This window comes from Psychroflexus sp. S27 (assembly GCF_002810405.1).
GTDB classification, from domain to species: Bacteria; Bacteroidota; Bacteroidia; order Flavobacteriales; family Flavobacteriaceae; genus Psychroflexus; species Psychroflexus halocasei_A.
Window position 1 is genome coordinate 124,956 of the sequence record NZ_NEXQ01000023.1, and the last position, 22,077, is coordinate 147,032.

At 33.7% G+C, this 22,077-nt stretch carries 16 protein-coding genes and 2 tRNA genes; 11 read left to right on the forward strand and 7 right to left on the reverse strand.

Annotation, left to right across the window (positions count from 1 at the left end):
- Positions 1-37 precede the first annotated feature (37 nt).
- Positions 38-250, forward strand: a complete 213-nt coding sequence (locus CAP47_RS06960) for a hypothetical protein (protein ID WP_100775970.1) — start codon at positions 38-40, stop codon at positions 248-250.
- Here the strand turns inward: CAP47_RS06960 and CAP47_RS06965 are convergent.
- From CAP47_RS06965 to CAP47_RS06995, 7 genes are all read right to left on the reverse strand, one after another.
- Positions 225-1,604, reverse strand: coding sequence for a glycosyltransferase ArnT-like protein (locus CAP47_RS06965; protein WP_100775971.1), 1,380 nt, complete (start codon positions 1,602-1,604; stop codon positions 225-227). The genes CAP47_RS06960 and CAP47_RS06965 overlap by 26 nt on opposite strands.
- A gap of 5 nt (positions 1,605-1,609) precedes the next feature.
- Positions 1,610-3,052: a cellulose synthase family protein gene (locus tag CAP47_RS06970; RefSeq protein ID WP_100775972.1), complete on the reverse strand. Its 1,443-nt coding sequence runs from the start codon at positions 3,050-3,052 to the stop codon at positions 1,610-1,612.
- Entirely contained in the window at positions 3,049-3,741 is a 693-nt protein-coding gene (locus CAP47_RS06975) for a glycosyltransferase family 2 protein (protein WP_100775973.1), read from the reverse strand. Before CAP47_RS06975 ends, CAP47_RS06970 begins: the two co-directional genes overlap by 4 nt.
- Positions 3,741-5,324: a 4Fe-4S binding protein gene (locus CAP47_RS06980; RefSeq protein WP_100775974.1), complete on the reverse strand. Its 1,584-nt coding sequence runs from the start codon at positions 5,322-5,324 to the stop codon at positions 3,741-3,743. The genes CAP47_RS06975 and CAP47_RS06980 overlap by 1 nt, the downstream gene beginning before the upstream one ends.
- Positions 5,325-5,334: 10 nt before the next feature.
- Complete coding sequence (locus tag CAP47_RS06985) at positions 5,335-6,630, reverse strand: NAD(P)/FAD-dependent oxidoreductase (RefSeq protein ID WP_100775975.1); 1,296 nt, start codon at positions 6,628-6,630, stop codon at positions 5,335-5,337.
- Between the two features lie 141 nt (positions 6,631-6,771).
- On the reverse strand, positions 6,772-8,019 hold the full coding sequence (odhB, locus tag CAP47_RS06990) for a 2-oxoglutarate dehydrogenase complex dihydrolipoyllysine-residue succinyltransferase (RefSeq protein WP_093245158.1): 1,248 nt from the start codon (positions 8,017-8,019) through the stop codon (positions 6,772-6,774).
- A gap of 26 nt (positions 8,020-8,045) precedes the next feature.
- Complete coding sequence (locus tag CAP47_RS06995; RefSeq protein WP_100775976.1) at positions 8,046-10,835, reverse strand: 2-oxoglutarate dehydrogenase E1 component; 2,790 nt, start codon at positions 10,833-10,835, stop codon at positions 8,046-8,048.
- 357 nt (positions 10,836-11,192) lie between these two features.
- Between CAP47_RS06995 and CAP47_RS07000 the strand changes: the two genes are divergently transcribed.
- The 10 genes from CAP47_RS07000 (at position 11,193) to CAP47_RS07045 (ending at position 22,077) form a co-directional block, all read left to right on the forward strand.
- A complete protein-coding gene (locus tag CAP47_RS07000; RefSeq protein ID WP_100776106.1) occupies positions 11,193-12,158 on the forward strand; it encodes a polyprenyl synthetase family protein in 966 nt (321 codons plus the stop codon).
- 75 nt (positions 12,159-12,233) lie between these two features.
- The gene (locus CAP47_RS07005; RefSeq protein ID WP_100775977.1) at positions 12,234-12,830 is read left to right on the forward strand and encodes a TetR/AcrR family transcriptional regulator; all 597 of its coding nucleotides are present in this window, start codon (positions 12,234-12,236) and stop codon (positions 12,828-12,830) included.
- Positions 12,831-12,833: 3 nt separating this feature from the next.
- On the forward strand, positions 12,834-14,195 hold the full coding sequence (locus tag CAP47_RS07010) for a TolC family protein (RefSeq protein ID WP_100775978.1): 1,362 nt from the start codon (positions 12,834-12,836) through the stop codon (positions 14,193-14,195).
- Between the two features lie 7 nt (positions 14,196-14,202).
- On the forward strand, positions 14,203-15,378 hold the full coding sequence (locus tag CAP47_RS07015; protein ID WP_192869960.1) for an efflux RND transporter periplasmic adaptor subunit: 1,176 nt from the start codon (positions 14,203-14,205) through the stop codon (positions 15,376-15,378).
- A 6-nt stretch (positions 15,379-15,384) separates the two neighbouring features.
- A complete protein-coding gene (locus CAP47_RS07020; protein WP_100775980.1) occupies positions 15,385-18,831 on the forward strand; it encodes an efflux RND transporter permease subunit in 3,447 nt (1,148 codons plus the stop codon).
- A 144-nt stretch (positions 18,832-18,975) separates the two neighbouring features.
- A tRNA-Ser gene (locus CAP47_RS07025) sits at positions 18,976-19,059 on the forward strand.
- 21 nt (positions 19,060-19,080) lie between these two features.
- Positions 19,081-19,155, forward strand: a tRNA-Pro gene (locus tag CAP47_RS07030).
- A 424-nt stretch (positions 19,156-19,579) separates the two neighbouring features.
- Positions 19,580-20,800, forward strand: a complete 1,221-nt coding sequence (locus CAP47_RS07035) for a site-specific integrase (RefSeq protein ID WP_238140986.1) — start codon at positions 19,580-19,582, stop codon at positions 20,798-20,800.
- Positions 20,801-20,876: 76 nt separating this feature from the next.
- Complete coding sequence (locus CAP47_RS07040; RefSeq protein ID WP_192869961.1) at positions 20,877-21,689, forward strand: RteC domain-containing protein; 813 nt, start codon at positions 20,877-20,879, stop codon at positions 21,687-21,689.
- Between the two features lie 121 nt (positions 21,690-21,810).
- On the forward strand, positions 21,811-22,077 hold the full coding sequence (locus CAP47_RS07045; protein ID WP_100775982.1) for a helix-turn-helix domain-containing protein: 267 nt from the start codon (positions 21,811-21,813) through the stop codon (positions 22,075-22,077).

Here is a 22,077-nt window from a genome sequence, read left to right on the forward strand (position 1 = left end):
TTCATATATTTGTAATCACTTTGAACCAATTTTACGAATGAATTTTAGACAAAAGACTTTTGCTTTCATCCTAATGCTGACTCTTGTCTGTTCAGTTGATGCTTTTTCACACGGACCGCCTCCTCCTAACGGTGGTAATGTAGATGATGTCCCTGTGCCTATTGATTCTGCTTATCTTTTAGCATTCGGCCTTTTAGTTGGAGCTATTGGCGGGTATATATTAATTAAGAAAAACTCTTCGAGAGTTTAATCCTTTCCCCTGTCATCACTATAATCAAGATGACAATTCCATATTCTATCATGACAATCCACAAATTCTCACTGAAATAATTTTGATGATAAGCGTGGTAGCTCAAAATGATGCTCAGGCTCCATACCCAAAACAATTTTTGTTTCGTTAACATGCTAACGCCAAAAGGTAGAATTAAATACCAAGGGTGTATCGTTGTTGAGAGCAGCAAATAAATTGTAAATATATAAACAATACGTTTTAAAAAATCGACTTCTCTGTTGTTTTTATATTGATAAAAACTCGTGAATATCACCAAGCTAAAGATGCTAATAGCAAGGAGTTTCCCGATTAAACATATCGCATTATAATCTACCCATTGATATCCGATTTCTCTAAAAATATAATACAAACTCGCGTTAAATTCAAATTTTTGAAACCACAAACTTAAACTACTTTGATAAGATGAAATCAAATTTTCATCAATGAAATTAACGTAGGCTAAACCAATTATTAAACTTGATAGAAGAAGTATTTGAGTTGATTTTATAAAATTCTTTTTATTGTTTCCTCTGTAAAATTGATAGCTAAGAATTAATGGAAAAATAATTAACGGAAGTAATTTTGACAAAATGGATAATGACAAGAAAATTGAGATTAATCTCACAGATGAATTCTTTAACATGTGATAGATGAATCCTAAAAAGAAAAATAGCATTACAACTTCAAAGTGCAGATTCCCCGTGATTTCTAGTATTATTAACGGGTTAAGGATAAAGTAAAAAACATAGTGTTTTTTTATTTTGAGAAATTTTAAAATTTTTATCAAAAAAAAGATGATTCCTATTTCAGCTAACCAGTTGATTGCTCTCAAAAAAATTATGTTGTTGATTAGTGAATCTTTGGAAACTCCGTAGCTTAAAGTATAGATCCATTGCGCTATTGGTGGATAATTTGTATGATTCCCAGCGCTTAAATCACCCATTTTCTGTACAAGGAATTTTGCGAAACCGAGATTCTCTAGATGATGTTTTTCTAAAAATGTTTGAGGTAAAGCGACATAAGCATTATAGCCTTCCCAGTTGAGCATTCCATCCCAAATAAATCTATAAAAATCTTGTGATAAAGCAGGAATGTGATTAATGAAAAAAAGCCGAATGATGATTGCTAAACCAAAAAGCAGCCAAACTTTTTTTTTGAAAAGCTCCGTTAGAATTATACTGAATCCGAAAGCAAGTCCATAATAACTAAAAAGCTTCAGGTGTTCGTAACGCTCAGTATTAAAACTCAGTTCAGCATAAACAAGGAGCATCAAAGCAATCGATAGAAAACCTGCTAACTTTTTGTTTTGATGTATAAAATTTAATGTTTTCAATTAATCTATTTTGAAAAAATACTCTTGTAAGAAACAAAACTAAAACCTAAAAACAACATCACATGAAAGAATAATAAACCGTATTCATTTAATCGAAAAGCTGAATAAATCCCGAATGCGAAATAGATTGCCAAGCAAACTTCAAGAATATTGACGACTGATATTTGTTTCTTAATATAAGTGTTGTTTTCTAATACATTATTAAGTTTAGGCGTTCTGATAAAAGCAGATTTCTTTCCAAAGTGTCCTTCCAAAACAGCAATTGAATTATGTAATGATAAACCCATTGCAGCAGAGAAAAAAGAGATAAATAAAAAGATGAATTCAAAGAAATTAACTTTTGATTGTTCATTAATCGATTTAAAGCTTTTCCAATAAACAATTAAAAATAAAATAGTGCTTATGCCCAAAATACTCATCGCATAAAAAAACCATTTTAATTCGGGATGAGTTGCTTTGATAAATAATAAAGGAACGCTAATTATGGCGAGCAATAGTACAACAAGAAACATACTACTATTAAGCAGATGAAAAAAGCTATGAATTTTTGTTCTTAAACTCACCTCAGAACTTTGTAAAACTTTTTTGAAATTTTTACTGAAATTCTCAGCAGCACCTTTATTCCATCTGAATTGTTGTGATCGTGTTGCACTCATAATCGCAGGAAGTTCAGCTTCAGCAACAACACCTTCAAGATAAACGAATTCCCAACTTTTGAGCTGAGCTCTATAGCTTAAATCTAAATCTTCCGTCAGAGTATCACCTTGCCAATTGCCAGCATCAATGATGCAGGTTTTACGCCAAACACCTGCGGTTCCATTAAAATTGATAAAATGTTTTGAAAGATTTCTGCCAACTTGCTCAAGTGTAAAATGAAAATCTAGTGCAAAAGCTTGAATTTTGGTCAACAAACTATCTTCTCTGTTGAGGTGTCCCCAACGCGTTTGAACTACACCAATTTTCTCGTTGCTAAAGTGCGGAATTGTCTTTTTAAGCCAATCTGATGAAGGCATAAAGTCGGCATCAAAAACAGCAATAAATTCTCCTTCTGCCTTTTTTAAACCTTCTTTTAAGGCGCCAGCCTTAAAACCAACACGATTTTTTCGCCAAATATGTTTAATATTGATGCCTAGATTTTGATAGTTTTCAACAAGTTTTATTGTTTTGATCATTGACTCATCTGTAGAATCGTCAAGAACTTGAAATTCTATTTTTTCTTTTGGATAATCAAGCTGAACAACTTGATTTATTAGGCGTTCAACAACATAATTTTCATTGAAAACGGGAAGTTGTATGGTGACTTTAGGCCAAGATTTAAACTGTTTGATTTTACGCTTTTGAGATTGCATCCTGTATTTAAGATAAAGATCAAATTGCACTAAACTGTAAAGAAAAACTATGAGCAAAAGTAGCGCATAGATGATAAGGATGAGATATGTCAAAATCACTTTGCAGGATATTTAATGATCCAACCAATTATTTTTATACCAGCAAAAACAGCACCTTTCACAGTTCCTGAGACTTTAGAAGTTCCGATTCTGTTTCTGTAATTTACCTTAACTTCCTTATACTTCAAATTATATTTTAATGCTTTCAATTGCATTTCAATTGTCCAACCATAAGTTTTATCTTGCATGTTAAGCATTAGTAATTTGTCATATTTAATAGCTCTAAAAGGCCCAAGATCGGTAAATTTTGCATTGTATAAAATCTTCATGAGAGTTGTGGAAAGCCAATTTCCGAAAATTTGAGGAAACGTCATCGCACCTTTCTCTCTACCTTTTTTATGGCGAGCTCCCAAAACAAAATCATAACTCTCATTGATAATTGGTGATACGATTTGAGTCAAATCTTCCGGATAATCACTGAAATCCCCATCTAAAAAAACAATTATGTCAGTTTCAGGTGCATTATTTTTGATGTAATCCATACCTTTTAAGCAGGCATAGCCATAACCTTTTTGCTTTTCTTTTAAAACTGTCGCACCAGCATTTTTAGCGTTTTCTTCAGTTTGATCAGTTGAGTTATTACTGATAACAATCACTTCATCGACAATTTTAGGAATGTGACTAACAACTTTTCCGATGGAATCTGCTTCATTAAAAGCAGGAATAATAACCCGAATACTCTTTTTCATTATTTTGTTTTCTCATTGAAAAATTCCATCAAATCAATGTCGTTACCCGTTGTGATTTCTTTTTGATTAATGCGGTTATCAAGTGAATCGTTTTCTAGTTTTAATACACCACGAGGGCAAACTGAAGCACAGATACCGCAACCAACGCAAGAAGACCTCACGATGTTTTCTCCTTTTTGCGCATAAGCTCTCACGTCAATTCCCATTTCGCAATAAGTAGAACAGTTTCCGCAAGAAATGCACTGTCCTCCATTTGTTGTGATTCTGAATTTAGAAAATAGACGTTGTTGCATACCTAAAACTGCAGCCATTGGGCAGCCAAAACGACACCAAACACGATTTCCGAAAATAGGATAGAAACCAACGCCAATCACACCAGAAAAAGCTGCGCCAATTAAGAAGCCATAAGTTTCGCGAAGCTTGTGTGCAGGGAAAAGAAAAATATCTTGATTGTAATTGAAATAATTGATACATATCATTGAGAGGATCACAATGAGGAAACCAGCTCCTGCGTATTTTGCATCTTTGGCAAGTTCTTCTTTTTTGAAATACATCAACAAACTAAAAACAAGGCTAAGAAACCCAGCTGAACTCCAGAGAAAAACATCTTTTGTAAACCAAAATTCGTCTGGATTTTGGCTTAAATAAGAATAGACCACAGCGATTGTCATGACTGTTACAAAAACTAAAACACTGTGAATCACCCAACGCTCAACTTTCCATGCAAAAACTGATTTATCAGAAAGATGTCTGTATGGATCACCAGCAGTTTCTGCTAATCCACCACAACCGCAAACCCAACTGCAATACCAGCGTTTGCCGTATTTGTAGGTTAAAATTGGTGAAATAACAAAAATTGAAAGAATACCGAAAGCGAACATAATCAAGCCAATCGAACCAGCGCTAAAAAATGAATCGAGTTTATAGCCAGCAAAAAGATCATAATTTAAAGGCCAAATATTGGCTGGATTAAAGTAAGGCTGATTCAATCGCATGAGAATTTCAGGAATCAAAAAGGCAAAGCCTAACTGAAAAAACATCACCGAGAATGTTCTCAAAACTTCATATCTGTTATGTCTGTATTTTTTAATGAATTTATATCCGAAAATGAAAATTGCCAAAGTATATAAAGTTCCGTATACAAACCATTGACTAGCTGGACCGCCATTAATGAGGCGACTCAATGGATCAAAAAGAGAGATGATACCTGTGTTTGCGCCTTCGCTATTTAATCCTAAATATTCAGGATACCAATATAAAGCAACGTAAAACATCGTTAACGCTAAGGCTGTTATCCATGCAAAAAGCCCACGACTTGTCATTGATTTAAACCAAACACCATCATTTTTGATTCCGGGTTGTTTGTTTTTATATAAATCATAAGAAAAACCAACTGTTCCTAAAGTCATGAGCCCGAGACTTAGACTTAAAAAAAGTGTTTTATTGGGAAAATTGACATTTGCAATGGCTAAAATAAGTATGAAAAGTCCTGTTATTCCAATAGCACTAAATATCTTCTGTCCTTTTGATAATGCGGCTGGCTTTTCACCAGTCATTGCCATGTTTCTTTCAAACTTGCTCATCTATTTAATATTAAAGATGTTTTTGGTAACTTTTAAAAATATCTTTTTCATATGACTGAAAAAACTCTGGATCAAAATTGGCTTGTTTTAGATTTTTCATCACTTCCAGAATTGTTTTGTTTTGTTCAAGCCATCCATTCACAACCTCATGTCTCAATCTAATTCCGAAAGTATTGATTCCTATAAATTGATTATTTTTTTGATTGAAGTTTACCGTCATTGCTTTAGTTCCATCTGGATGCGACCAATGTAATTGTCTGTTGTTTTCGATCTCTTCAGGGTAAACCCAACCATAGGTTTGGTACTCAATATCGAAAAATTTAGCCGAGTTAAACCAATGTCCAGGATTGTATTTCATCGGTTTGCCACAAATTGTTTGTGCGACTGTTTCGCCCATCATTTTCCCTGTGTACCAAACAGCTTCAATTGAAGGTCTGTTCTTGATGACTTCACGTTGTTCAGCACAATCCCCAATTGCATAAATATTGTCATAATTTGTTTTTAAATAAGGATTGACAAGAACACCCCTATTTGTTTCAATCGAAGTTTGGCTTAGCATTTCTAATCTGGGTTTAACGCCAGTTGTTAAGCCAACGAGATCACATTGAATGGTTTCGCCTGTTTCTTTGATTTTAACAGCCCTAACTTTTCCGTTTTCATCGGTCAGGATTTCATCAAGATTTGTCTCCAATCTTAAATCGATTTGGTGTTTTCTGATATGTTCATCAACAAGCTGTGCGTCGTGTTTGGGTAAAACGTTGTTCCAAAAATGTTTTTCTCTAACCAAAAATGTAACAGGAATGTCACGTGTTGACAACATTTCAGCAAGTTCAATTCCTATTAATCCTCCACCGACGATGATAGCTCTTTTACAAGCACGATTGTGAGGTGCATTTTTTTCTAAAAGTTCTAAATCTTGCTTGCTGTAAAGTCCTTGAACGCCATGAGCCTCTTGTCCTTTCCAGCCAAACTTTTGAGGTTCAGAGCCTGTTGCTATGATTAAATCTGTGTATTGTAAATGGCGTCCATCTTCTAGTTTGATGCTTTTATCTTCCGGACTAATTTCGGTTACGTAGGCTTTTAAGAGATTTATTCTATTTTTCTTCCAAAATTGATCTTCATAAGGTTTGAGATGGTTCCACTTCATGTGTCCCATATAAACGTACATCAAGGCAGTTCTTGAAAAAAAATATTCTGATTCTGAAGAAATAATCGTGATTCTTTTATCAGATAGTTTTCTGATATGTCTGGCAGCAGTCACTCCTGCAATTCCGTTACCGATAATAATGACGTGCTCTTGTACCAATTTTTGTTAAAGTTTATTGAATCTTAAAAGTGGGTGAAGCTAAGAAATTGAATGTACTCATTTTCTAAACAAACTCCCAAAAAATAAAAAAGAGGTTTGATTTGTCAAACCTCTTTCAGATATTCTTAAAGAAGATACGAATTAAAGCTCAAGTGCTTTTTTGATATCTCCATCCATCAATAATTTTTCAGGATCTTCAAGTGCTTCTTTAATAGCAACTAAGAATCCGACAGACTCACGACCATCAATAATTCTGTGATCGTAAGATAATGCTAAATACATCATTGGTCTGATCTCAACTTTACCATCAATGGCAACTGGTCTTTCAATAATGTTATGCATTCCTAAAATACCACTTTGCGGAGGATTGATAATTGGTGTTGATAACATAGAACCGAAAACGCCGCCGTTTGAAATCGTGAAAGTACCACCTGTCATTTCATCAACGGTAATTTTTCCATCTCTTGCTCGTGTTGCTAAGCGTTTTACTTCTTGCTCAACACCTCTGAAACTTAAGTTTTCTGCATTTCTCATGACAGGAACCATTAATCCTTTAGGACCTGATACAGCAATACTGATATCTTTATAATCATAAGTGATCATTTCTCGACCTTCAATCATACTATTAACAGCAGGATATTCATCAAGTGCACGAACAACTGCAAGCGTAAAGAAAGACATAAAACCAAGGCTCACACCGTGTTTTTCTTTAAACTTCTCTTTGTATTTAGAGCGGATATCAAAAATAGGCTTCATGTCAGCTTCGTTGAATGTTGTCAACATCGCTGTTTCATTTTTAGCTGTCACTAATCTTTCTGCGACTTTACGACGAAGCATAGACATTCTTGATCTTTTTTCACCTCTTTTGCCAGGGCCAGGAGTTCCCATAGAAGGTTTGCCTTCAGCTTTGACAGCATCGTCTTTTGTGATTCTACCATCGCGACCACTTCCCTTAACGTCTTTGGCGTCGATGCCTTTTTCGTCAAGTGTTTTCTTGGCGGCAGGAGATGGTGAACCAGAAGCGTAAGTTTCTTTTTCTTTAGAATCAGATTCTTTCTCTTCTTTTGTTGGTTGCTTTTCTTCTTTCTTTTCGTCAGATTTTTTCTCTTCCTTTTTTTCCTCCTTGTCGCTATCGCTACCTGAAGGCTTCTCTGCATCTGTGTCAATTAAGCAAACAACCCCGCCAACATCAACAACATCACCTTCTTCAGCTTTAAGCGTAATAATTCCGCTTGCCTCAGCAGGTAATTCTAGTGTTGCTTTGTCAGAATCAACTTCTGCGATTGTTTGATCTTTTTCAACGTAGTCGCCATCCTGGACTAACCATTCCGCGATTTCAACTTCGCTTATAGACTCGCCCGGTGAAGGGACTTTCATTTCTAAAGCCATAATATTTATTGTTTCGTCGTCTTAATTTATTTTTTATAATCTAATATACAATTGTCCTTTGAAGAATCAAAAACGTAATCAATGACTTCTTCGTGACGTCTTTTAAATCTTGCAGGACTTCCAGCTGCTGGTGAACCGTAGAATCTTCTACTTGCAACTCTAAAGTCTTTTGCTTTTGTGTAATGCAGCAACAAGTGAGAATATGTTCCCATATTTCTTGGTTCTTCTTGCGCCCACACAATTTCTTCGGCTTTGCTGTACTTCTTAATCACTTTATCCATTTCCTTTTCTGGTAATGGGAAAAGTTGTTCTATTCTTACAAGTGCAACATCTTTTCTGCCTTCTTCCTCTCTTCTTTCTAATAAATCATAGTAGAATTTACCAGTACAAAGAACTAAATTTTTAACATCTTTAGCTTTAGGATTGTCTGTATCAATAACTTTTTCAAATTTTCCTTTTGCTAATTCAGCCTTTGTTGACCTTACTTTTGGGTGTCTTAATAAACTTTTTGGAGTGAAAACAATCAGTGGTTTTCTAAAACTCAACTTCATTTGTCTTCTTAATAAATGGAAATAGTTGGCTGGCGTTGTACAATTTGCAATATACATATTGTCTTTAGCGCATAGTTGTAAATAACGTTCCATGCGTCCTGATGAATGTTCAGAACCTTGACCTTCGTATCCGTGAGGAAGAAGCATGGTAAAACCATTTTGAGATTTCCATTTATCTTCAGCAGAAGAAATGTATTGGTCAATCATGATTTGTGCACCATTACTAAAGTCGCCAAATTGTGCTTCCCAAATTGTTAATGTATTTGGGCTTGCCATTGCATAACCATAATCGTGACCAACAACTGCGTATTCTGATAATAATGAGTTGTAAATGTAGAAGTTTGCATCATCACTAACATGTGCGTGAGGTACATATTCTTCTTCACTTTCCTCAACTTTAATGACTGCATGTCTGTGAGAGAAAGTACCACGCTCAACATCTTGACCTGAGATACGGACGTCATGTCCTTCTTTTAGAAGAGTTGCGTATGCTAAAAGCTCACCCAATGCCCAATCAAGACTATCCTCATCAAACATTTCTTTTCTTGACTTCATCAAGCGTTCTACTTTACGTAAGAACTTTTTACCCTCGGGTAATTTTGTTATTTTTTGAGCTAATTCTCCAAGTTCTTTAATGTCGAATGTTGTGTCAACATCCTTCATCATATCTTTACGCTTACCGTATTCAATACCTTCCCATTCTTCTTGAAGGATTTTGGTAACAACAGCATTGTTTTCTTTTTTAGAGCTTTCAAAATTTTCTTCAAGAGTTTCTTTATACTCTTTTTCAATTTTTTCTAAATAAGACCTATCAATGACACCTTCATTAACTAATTGTTTTGTATAAATCTCACGAGGATCATCGTGATTAGAAATAGCTTTGTAAAGTTTAGGTTGTGTAAAACGAGGCTCATCACCTTCATTATGTCCATATTTACGGTAACCTAAAAGGTCGATAAATACATCTCTGCCAAACTCCATTCTATAGCCTAATGCGAAATTCATTGCATGGACGACAGCTTCGGCATCATCAGCATTCACGTGTAATACTGGTGACAAAGTTACTTTAGCAATATCTGTACAATAAGTTGATGAGCGTCCATCGGTATAGTTTGTTGTAAACCCTATTTGGTTGTTGACCACAATATGTATTGTTCCGCCAGTTCTGTAGCCATCAAGTTGTGACATTTGTACAACTTCATAAACAACGCCTTGACCAGAAACAGCAGCATCACCATGAACAACAATAGGTAAAACTTTTTGTATTTCAGATTTGTGATGGTCATCTTGCTTAGCTCTTGCTATACCTTGAACAACAGCTCCTACCGTTTCAAGGTGAGAAGGGTTTGGAGCTATATTAAGGTTGATTTCTTTTCCGCTATCAGTGTGACGCTCACAAGTCCAACCTAAATGGTATTTAACATCACCATCAAAGCCGTCGATTTCGTAATCTTTTCCTTGAAATTCGTTATAGATATCTTTTGGGCTTTTGCCAAAAATATTAGTAAGTGTATTTAATCGACCACGATGAGCCATTCCCATTACAAATTCTTTAACACCCATGTCTGCTGCACCTTCTATAAGTGCGTCAAGTGCAGGAATAAGTGTTTCGTTTCCTTCTAATGAAAATCGTTTTTGGCCAACAAAATTTTTGTGAAGAAAAGTTTCAAATAAGAAAGCTTTGTTAAGCTTTCTTAAAATTTTTTTCTTTTGATCAGCATCAAATTTAGGGTGGTTGTGATTTTTGTAAATTTGTTTTTGAATCCATTCAATTTCTTGAGGCTTTCTAATGTAAGCGTATTCAACACCTATTGATTCACAAAAAACTTTTTCGAGAAAATCAATGATATCTCGAAGTTTGGCTTTTCCAATCCCTATTAAGTCTCCAGCCTCAAACTCAGAGTCTAAGTCTGATTTCGATAAACCAAAAAGATCTAAAGTGATTTTAGGGTTGTAATCACGTCGATCTCTAACGGGATTTGTGTGTGTGAAAAGGTGTCCACGATGTCTGTAAGCATCAATAAGATTGACAACTTGGAATTCTTTCTGTACGTTTTCAGGTACTTTAATTGTTTCAGTTTCCTTTGTTTCAGCATCTCTGATAACAACTTCTTCGGCAGAGCCATTTTCGGTCATACCAAAATCAAACCCCTGAAAAAATGCACGCCAACTTGGCTCGATAGCATCAGGATTTTGAAGATAATTGTCGTAAAGTTCAGCTAATTGTTGAGGATGTACTGCGTTTAAAAAAGAAAATTGGTCCATATTTGGATTTGCAATAGTTTTGAAGTAACAAAATTACAATTTCTTATCTAATAGCATCTATATTATCATATTTTATGATTTTGTTTTCAATTAACAATATTGAGTTTTATATAAAATTACTGTATTATTATTAGTAAATCATATATTTTGGTTTAAATAAATTCATTTTATTCAGGATATGTTCGGTATAGATAATTTTTATTAAGATATACTTTTTTTATCTTGCTAATAATGTAAAGTTGGGCATAGGATTTTTGTCAGATTTAAAACAGTTTTTGCTTTACAATCTTTATTAATATCTCAAAAAATATAACAAACTCTTTAAAAAGTTTATTTTCGCCCAAAATGTTTTTAGAGATGAAAAATATCGACGTTTATAAAGCTGAATTTCTTGAAAATCTTAAAAAAAGATACAAAAACAAATCACCTGAAAGTTTATATGAGCCTATTGAGTATATTTTAAATTTAGGAGGTAAACGAATACGGCCAATTTTGGTTTTAATTAGTGCAGATTTGTTTGCTGATAAATCATCAGATGCTATGGACGCAGCATTGGCAATCGAGATATTTCATAATTTTTCACTTGTTCATGACGATATTATGGATGCAGCTCCATTAAGACGTGGAAAAGCAACAGTTCATGAGAAGTGGGACATCAATACAGGAATTCTTTCTGGGGATGCGATGCTCATTACGGCTTATCAATTATTTGAAAATTATCCTGTTGATCATTTTAAGCCTTTAGCACAATTATTTAGCAAAACAGCACTTGAGGTTTGTGAAGGTCAACAATATGATATTGATTTTGAAACTCAAATTGAGGTTGATATCGATGCATACATTAAAATGATAGAGTATAAAACGGCAGTTCTCGTTGGTGCTGCTTTAAAAATGGGAGCTATCATTGCTGGTGCTAATCAAGAGCAACAAACATACATTTATGAATTCGGTCGTTTATTAGGAATTGCTTTTCAAATTAAAGATGATTATTTAGATGTGTTTGGTGATGAATCGGAGTTTGGAAAACAGTTGGGTGGCGATATTATTGAAAACAAGAAGACCTATTTATATTTAAAAGCTTTGGAAGGTAAACAGAGGGAGCAACTTCAACATTTGTTTTCTGTAACACCTTTAGATCCGAGTGCAAAAATCAAAACTGTTAAGCATATTTATGAAGCTTCTGGAGCTGCAGAGGCAACTTTAAGGGAAATTGAAAAATACACATTAATGGCTTTTGAATGTCTGGAAAAAATCGAACTTTCTGATGATAGAAAAGCTTATCTGAAGAATTTTGGTTTGAACTTGATGAATCGAACTTTTTAGAATCTTAGAATTTTAATAAAACTTCAAAAACTTTTATTGTTCTAAAAGTTTTTTAGCTTAATTTTGCCCTCTATTATGAGGAATCAAATTATTCGCAAGGCAACTGAGATGTTTTTAGAACTAGGTTTTAAAAGTGTCACCATGGACGATTTAGCCCATGAGTTATCCGTTTCTAAGAAAACAATTTATGACTTAGTCGGAAAGAAATCTACACTTGTAGAGCTTGTTGTGCAAAGCGTTATTGCTGAAATTGATGTTGAAATGAGCGATGTATCCAGTCAGGAGTTTGATGCAATAACTGAAATGTTTGCTTTCCGAGATATTGTTGTTAAACGATTAAGAAATCAAAAAGCATCACCTCAATTTCAGCTCAAAAAATACTATCCGAAAATTTACGATAAATATAGAGGGAAACAAATTGATATTATGAGCCAGAATATCAAAAAGAACATTCTTAAAGGTGTTCAAGAAGCTTATTATTATGATGATTTATCAATCAATTTTGTAGTGAATTTGTACATCGTAGGTCTTCTCGATATCAAAAATGAGGAGTTACTCAATGTAGATCAATTTACGCAAAAGCAATTGTATCATGAATTTGTACTATATCACTTAAGAAGTGTGACAACTCAAAAAGGACAATGGAAAATGAATGAAATTTTAAAGGCATAAGAAATGAATTTTAAAAAACACTTTTTACTAATTTTTATACTTCTGACGACGCTGACTTTCGGTCAAGAAACTCAAGAGAAATCAGAAGTTTATAAAATGACATTGCAAGAAGCTATTGATTTTGCAATGGACAGCGCTTACGCAAACATCAATGCTCAGCAAGATGTTGCGATTGCGATCAAGAAAAAATGGGAGACAACAGCTGATGGTTTGCCACAAATTAATGGTCAGGTGAATTATGAAAATAATCCGAAATTGTCAGTGACGCCACTACCAGGTGAACTCATCGGTGAGCCAGGAACTACTGTGCCTGTGAGTTTTGGTAACAAACACAACATGAATGCATCAGCGCGTTTAGATCAATTAATTTTTGATGGATCATATATTGTAGCGCTTCAAGCTGCAAAGACTTTCTTGGAATATTCTGCCAATAATAAATTGAAAACAGAATACGAAGTCAGAACCAACGTCATCACGGCTTATGGAAACGTTTTACTCTCCAAAAATTCAATTGATATTACTGAGAACAATCTTGATAATGCTGAGAATAACCTTGATGAAACTCAAAAGATTTTTGAGAATGGATTAGCAGAAGAAGAGGAAGTTGAACAACTTAAGATAACAACTCAGCAACTCAAATCTCAACTGAACAATGCAAAACGTATGCACGAAATTGCAAAGGAAAGCCTGAATATGGTTTTGGGTTTACCAGTTGAAGCGGAGGTTATTTTGTTAGACGAATTAGAAATTTTAGCAACTCAAAATATTTTAGAAACTGATGCTTCTGAAGATTTTAAGTTGGAAGAAACTGTTGATTTTAAAATTGCTAAAAACTTAGTTGAGCAAAGAGATTTAGAGTTTAAACTCGAGAAAAGTAAAGCCTTGCCAACTTTGTCAGCATTTGTCAATTATGGGGCGACAAGCTTCGGTGATGAGTTCAACTTTTTTGAAAGTGGGAAAGATTGGTATGAGTTCTCAACAATTGGCGTGAGTTTAAGCGTTCCGATTTTCAGTTCATTCCAGCGTCACTCAAGAACTCAGCAAGCAAAAATGGAGCTCGAGAAAGCTGAGGTGCAAAAGGAGCAAGCCATTAATGAAATTAAGAGAACTTACAATGCAGCTAAAAGTGAAATGACTTATGCTACTGAAAATTTCGAAATTTCTAAAGATAATTTAAACCTTGCAGAGAGAATCTCACATAAAAATGAAATCAAATTTAAAGAAGGTTTAGCCAGCAGTTTCGAACTTCGACAAGCACAAGTGCAGCTGTATCAAGCTCAAAACGAATATTTACAAAGTATGCTAAATGTAATTAATGCTAAAGCAGAACTTGAAAAAATTAAAAATAAGCCACTCCAAAACTAAAAGATCAATGAAAAATTCAATTCTTTTTATCGCAATCTTAAGTCTGTTGATGACGACATCATGTCAAAATAAGGAACAAACGGTTGATGAAGTTATAGATTCTGGAAAAGTTGACTTGATGAAAGAAAGACGTCAAGAACTGAACAAAGAGCAAAGATTGCTCAATACAAAAATCTCAAAATTAAGTAAGGAAATCGAAGCGCGTGAAGATTCTAATTCCTTCTCACTTGTGAGTGTCAAAAAAATAGAAACAGAGAAATTTGTTCATTATATTGAAGTCCAAGGAGATGTTGAAACGGATCAAAATATTTTGATTTATCCTGAATTTAGCGGCGTCTTAGATAAAATTTATGTCAAAGAAGGTGATCGCGTTAAAAAAGGTCAACTCTTAGCTAGAATTGATGATGGCGGTTTGTCTGAGGAAATGGCAGAGCTCGAAACACAGCTTCAACTTGCTGAAACACGTTTTAAAAGACAAAAGCGTTTATGGGATCAAAACATAGGTTCTGAGATTCAGTTTTTAGAATCTGAAACTTCTTATAAATCTTTAAAAAGCAATAAAAATAGATTGCAAAAGCAAATTGACAAAACACAGATTAGAGCTTCTTTCTCAGGAGTGATAGATAGTAAGCTTGCAGATCAAGGTCAAGTAGTGAGTCCAGGTCAAACCCCAATTTTCAGATTGATCAATTTATCTGAAACATATATTTATGCTGAGGTTCCAGAGCAATTTTTGAATGCTATTAAAGTTGGAACATCTGTTAATGTTTCTATTTCTTCAATGGGATTAAATTTTGATACTGAAATTATTCAAGTCGCTAACTTTATAGACCCAAATAACAGAAAGTTTATGGTGAAAGTTGGCATTCCTAAAGATATCAAAAACCTGAAACCAAATCTTATTGCTATAATTAAAATTAATGATTACACTTCTGAAAATACGGTTGTCATCAGTCAGAATATTTTACAAGAAACATCAAGTGGCGAACAGATCGCTTATGTTTTTGAACCAAAAGATGATAAAGTTGGGGCTGCAAAGCAAGTTAAAATCAAAACAGGTAAAAGCCTAAAAGGAGATATTGAGGTTTTAGAAGGTTTAGAAGAAGGGCAATACATTATCACAGATGGTGCGAGAAGTGTAAGAGATGGTGAGAAGTTAAGAGTTTCAGAAGCGATAAAGTAGAGAGGGATGGCAAATAAAAACACATATAAAGAGTTTAGTATTTCATCATGGGCGATTGACAACAAAATGACTGTTTTCGTTATTATTGCGATCAGTCTTTTGGGCGGTCTATTGTCTTACTATAGTATGCCTCGCGAATCATTCCCTGAGATTGTACAAACAAAAATTTACATTAGCTCGATAAATCCAGGAAACTCTGTTGAAGATGTGGAGAAATTCATTACAGAACCTTTAGAAGAAGAGTTTAAAAATGTTAATGGTGCACGCGAAATTAACTCAACGACGATGCAAGATTATTCAATGATTATTGTTGAGTTTGAAGAAGATATTGAGGTAAGTACAGCAAAGCAGCTGATCAAAGATAAAGTTGACCAGGTTAAATCAGAAACAACTTGGCCAACATTAGATAATGGTGCTAAGGTTGAACCTAATGTTTTCGATCTAAATATTTCTGAGGAAATGCCGATTTTGAATATCAATTTTGTCGGAGATTTCACAACTCAAAAGCTGAAGGATTTTGCAGAGTATATGCAAGATGAGGTTGAACTGCTTCCACAAATTAAAGAAGCTAGTGTAAGAGGTGTTGACGAAAAAGAAGTTGAAGTTGCTATTGATATCTATAAAATGGTTTCTTCAAAAGTTTCATTTGATAATGTGATCAACGCAATTAGAGCAGAAAATAAAACCATTTCAGGGGGAAATATTATCAGTAAAGGTTTAGAGAAAAACATTCGCGTTATTGGAGAGATTGACAAACCTTCAGATCTTGAAAAAATTGTTGTAAAATCTGACGATGGATCTGTCTTTTTAGAAGATATCGCACAAGTTAGATTTAATGAAAAAGATGCAACAACTTTTGCTAGAAATAAGGGTAAGCCAGTTGTTATGCTCGATGTGAAAAAGCGAGCTGGTAAAAATATGATTGAAGCCGTTGAGCAAATAAAAGAAATAGTCGAAAAGGAAAAGTCAGACTATTATCCAGAAAATTTAGAAATTAGTATTACTAATGATCAATCCGTACAAACAGAAAATCAAGTGAATGATTTAGTCAATAATATTGTATTTGGTGTCATTTTAGTTGTTGGTGTTTTGATGTTCTTTTTAGGTTTTAGAAACGCTTTGTTTGTTGGAGTTGCTATTCCATTGTCAATGTTTATCGCACTGACTATTCTTTCTTCATTAGGCTTTACTTTAAATACAATGGTTTTATTTGGTCTTGTTATGGGATTAGGTATGCTGGTGGATAATGGTATTGTTGTTGTCGAAAATGTTTATAGTTTGATGGATGAAGGCATGCCTCGAATCAAAGCTGCAAAACAGGGGGTTGGAGAAATCGCATGGCCAATTATAGCTTCAACAGCAACAACTTTGGCGGCTTTCTTTCCATTAGGACTATGGCCAGGAATGATTGGTAAATTCATGGTTTATTTCCCGATTACACTTTCAGTTGTCTTAACATCTTCATTATTTGTTGCATTAATCATCAACGCTATGTTGACATCACAGTTTATGAAAACTGAAGAAGGTGAATTAAGAAAAAATTTATTGATTAAATGGAGCTTGATTCTGTTTTTAGTCGGTGCATTGGTTTTAGTGACTGGGTTTATTGCTGATTCAGGAGGGTTGAGAGCTATTGGTAACTTGAGTATTTTGGTTGCCATCATGATGTGGGTTTACAAATATTTCCTAGAAGGCGCTATTCGTTATTTTCAGTTTAATCTGCTCAAACGTATGGAGCGTTTTTATGAATCAAGCTTGGTTTTTGCTTTATATAAAAAAAGATCCTATTTCTTTTTTTTCGGAACAATAGGAATGTTATTGCTAGCTTTCGTTTTGGTTAGTGTGGCAGAACCGAAAACTCTATTTTTTCCAGAAAATGAACCAAATCAAATTATCACTTACATTGAATATCCTGAAGGGACAGCCATAAATAAAACGAATGCTTTGACAAAACAAGTTGAAGAAAAAATATATGATGCTGTCAAGAAATATGAAGATGACGACGGCTATAATTTTATGATTGAGTCAGCTATATCTCAAGTCGGAAAAGGTTCAGGAAACCCAATGACGAATAGTGGAATGGCTAATGAAATGCCGCATCGCGCTAAAATTACTTTAACTTTAAGAGAGTTTAAATTTAGAAGAGGAATTTCAAGTTTGAAAACTTTAGAAGAAGTGAGGCAGTCTGTGCAAGGTTTTCCAGGTGCTTCAATTATTGTTGAAAAAGACAATATTGGTGCGCCAACTGGTTATCCGGTTAATTTAGAAATAAGAGGGGATGACTATGAAGATATGCTTGCAGAAGCAGAAAATTTACGTCAATTTATCAATCAATTAAATATTGATGGAATTGAAGAGCTGAAAATTGATGTCAATAAATCTAAACCTGAAATTGATATCAGAATTGACAGACAGAAGGCTGGTGAACTTGGTATTTCAGCTTCTATGATTGGACAAACGATTAGGCGTTCTGTTTTTGGACAAGAAGCTTCAACCTTTAAAGATGGGGAAGATGATTATGAAATCAATGTGCGTTTAAATGAGAATCAACGTTATGATGAAAATGCAATATTGAATCAGCCAGTTACTTTTAGAGATACAAAAGGGCAAATCAATCAGATCCCTATTTCTTCTTTAATTACAACTGAACCAGCCGCAACATTTAATTCTATTAAAAGAAAGGATTTAAAAAGAGTGATTACACTTTATTCTAATGTTTTAACAGGAAGTAATCCAACTGAAATCGTCAATACCTTAAAACAAGAATTAGAATATTACAACCAGAAACCAGAAATGAAGTACGTTTTCACTGGAGAACAAGAAGAACAAGCTGATAATATGGATTTCTTATTGAAAGCACTTCTTATTGCTATGGGTGGAATTCTCTTGATTTTGGTAGGTCAATTTAACTCAATCAGCAAGCCTGTCATTATTTTATCGGCTGTAATTTTGAGTTTAGCAGGTGTACTTTTTGGTTTGATTATTTTCCAGATGGATTTCATTGTTATTATGACGATGATGGGAGTGATTTCATTAGCAGGTATTGTTGTGAATAATGCGATTGTTCTTGTAGATTATACACAAATATTAATTGACAGGAAAAAGCAAGATAAAGGAATAGATAGTGATCAAATGCTTTCAAAAGCTGAATATTTTGATGTTTTAGTTGCAGGTGGGAAATCACGATTAAGACCTGTTTTATTAACAGCTATCACAACTGTATTGGGACTAATTCCATTAGCAATTGGGCTAAACATTGACTTCTTTTCTTTATTTACAGATTATGATCCTAAGATTTATATAGGAGGTGATAATGTTGTTTTCTGGGGACCATTAGCTTGGACAGTTATTTTCGGATTGATTTTCGCAACTTTCTTAACTCTAATCGTCGTTCCGGTCATGTTTTATTTATCAATAAGAGCAAAACTAAGATTTAAGAAAACAAAAAAATAGCTTAAGATGATGTGGATCAGTGAGATAAAATACTGGAGCAAATTATAATAAAAAATAAAGTAAAAAATATCTCTTTTTTGTTTTGGGAAATGAAAAAGAGATGTATATTTGCACCCGCAATTAGGGGGTTTTTTAAGCTCACTAGGAGAGATGGCAGAGTGGTAATGCAGCAGGTTGCTAATCTGTCAACGCGAAAGTGTTGCCAGGGTTCGAGTCCCTGTCTCTCCGCAAAAAAAGTATAACCACATTCGGGGTGTAGCGTAGCCCGGTTATCGCGCCTGCTTTGGGAGCAGGAGGCCGCAGGTTCGAATCCTGCCACCCCGACTTTACTGATTTATAAATACTTATAAATAGTACTAAAAAGACCTGTAAGTCATTGATTTACAGGTCTTTTTGTTTTTATAAAGTAAAGAACTTTCTATTTAGTAATAAATAGAAAGGGACCTATTCGGTTACCTATTCGGTTACCTATTCGGTTACCTATTCGGTTACCTATTCGGTTACCTATTCGGTTACCTATTCGGTTACCTATTCGGTTACCTATTCGGTTACCTCTTTTTGATTCATTTTGTAGGATGTGAATTCCATCAAACAATTTAAAGTCAAAAAAACAATAGCTTTTTATTTATCAGAAAAACGTATATATTTACAATGCAATTAAAAATAGGCAGACTTTCCAATAAGCCTGTTTTTAAAAATCCCATTGCTTGTTTTGAGATTTTTCGATTAATCCTCTAATCGAAAAGTTATGTTATCAAAAATCACAATTTTAGCTTGGATGAAAAAAGCCAAGACAAACTCCTTAAATCAAGCTCCGATTTATTTAAGAGTTACCAAAGATGGGAAAAGAGTAGAAATCAGTTTAGGAATTAAAATTAAGCTTGAGCAATGGAATGCTTCAGCTCAAAAAGCTAAAGGTAATTCCATCGATTCTCGAAAGGTTAATAATGTCATTGAAAAAGCGAAATCTAAAATCACATCTATATGTGAGGAGATTGAACGCAAAGATGAGTTTATAACGCCAATACTTATCAAGAATAAGTATTTAGGTCTTGATATTAAATATGAAACTCTCAATCAGCTTATAAACTATCATCAGGAAAAAATGAAAGCGACTTTAAAGAAAGGAACGCTTAAAAACTATTACACAACGCAAAAATATTTAAATGAGTTTGTAAGATCAAAGCACAAATCAACTGATGTTTATATTAAGCAAGTCAATTATAAATTTATGATTGATTTTGAAGATTTCCTGAGAGATCAAGACGGCTTAAACAATAATGGTTTGATGAAGCATCTTGAGAGATTAAAGAAGCTCATTAACTTTGCAGAAGATTTAGAGTGGATTGAAAAGAATACTGTTAAGCGTTTCAAGCTGAGGTTTGATCAAGTTGATAAAGGTTATCTAACAAAAGCTGATCTTGCCAAACTGATTAATTCAGAGCTTGAGAATGACACATTAGAAGTTGTCAAAGATGTGTTTTTATTTGCTTGCCATACGGGTCTTGCTTATTCAGATTTAAAAAAACTTTCTAAAGATGAAATAACATTAGGAATTGATGGTAAGAAGTGGATTTATACACGCCGACAGAAAACAAATACATCCTTAAGAATTCCGCTTTTAGAATTGCCATTGCGAATCATTCGGAAATATAAAGATCATCCACGTGTCTGTAAAACTGATAAGTTATTACCAGTTTTTACAAATCAAAGAATGAATAAATATCTCAAGCAAATCGCTAAGAAGCTTAATATAAGCCAAGCATTAACCTCTCATATTGCCAGGCATACATTTGCAACAACTGTCACTTTGTCTAATGGAGTTCCTATTGAAACGGTTTCTAAATTGTTAGGCCATACAAAGCTTTCAACAACACAAATTTATGCGCGAATCGTTGATACGAAAGTTTCTGAAGATTTAAGATGTTTAGATGTAATTGATAATCCTAAAAACGCAATAAGCAACTGATAAATATAATTATTTAGTGTTAATATTATTAAAAATTATATATTTACTAATATTTATGTTAAATAGTGTGTTTATAATGGAGTATCAATTAATAATGAATGCTTTTAATGAGGAATTAAAAGAGATTCAAAATAAGTCTCAGGAAATAGTAAGTGAAGCTATCGAAGTTTTGTCATTGTCAAAAAAGTACCTCGTTAGACTCAAGCAAATATATTATTTGGATGAAGATAAGTCTGTTTTAAAACAAACAAGGTTTTTTAGATATATGAAACCAACTATTGCTCAACATATCTATTTTTATAAAAAAGTTAAAGATTTTGAAATTGAATTGACAGGAAAATCAGATATAAAAATAGAAAAGATTTATTGTAAGTGTTTAAAGAAAATAGATAAGTTTTATGAGAAACATAAAGAGTTTATCTTCAATGTGAGATACTATCCTGATAAAATAGACGCGCTTTATTTTACAACTTCTCCCGACAACTTCTCAGCTAAATTTTTATATGTCGAAACACATTGCTATGATTTTTACGAATGCTCTTACAGCGGAATCTACGCAAAGAGCTTAGCAATTGAGAAATTTAAATCTTACGTTGAACAAAGACAGAATCAAAAAAATGATAGCAGAATCAAAATATCTGATCTCGATGTCAAGCATCCTTGGACAGCAAGTGCAACTGATTTTGTCGAAATCGCTTATGCACTTTATTACTCTAGATCAATCAATAATGGAGATGCAACAATCAAGGAAATCATTCAATCTCTATCCAAAGCTTTCCATATAAAACTTCCCAAAAACTACTACCAAACAATTGATGATATCAAGAACAGAAAAGATCTTACAAAATTCATTAATAAGCTTGAATTTGCACTAAAAAACAATTTATAAGCCTACTTAAATGTTAAATTTTCACCTGATATCACCCTGATATCAGGTGATTTATTTCTGCTTCATTCTGATTTTTACTCGTGGAAAGTCTCAAAACAAGTATTAATCAAAATTAAACATTATGAACGCAGAAATCGTCACCACCAAGCACTTATCAGATTTAAAAACTGATCTACTAAAGAAGCTTAATGAAATTGAACTCAATCAGAAAAAAGGAATCAAAAAACGTTGGTTAAGAACTGATGAGGCAGCTGAGTATCTCAATATCTCAAAACCCACATTACTGAATTACAGAGTGAATAATATCATTCCCTCAAGTAAGATAGGTGGCTCTTATTATTATGATGTTGAGCAAATCGATAAACTTCTAATTGATAATAAAATCTGA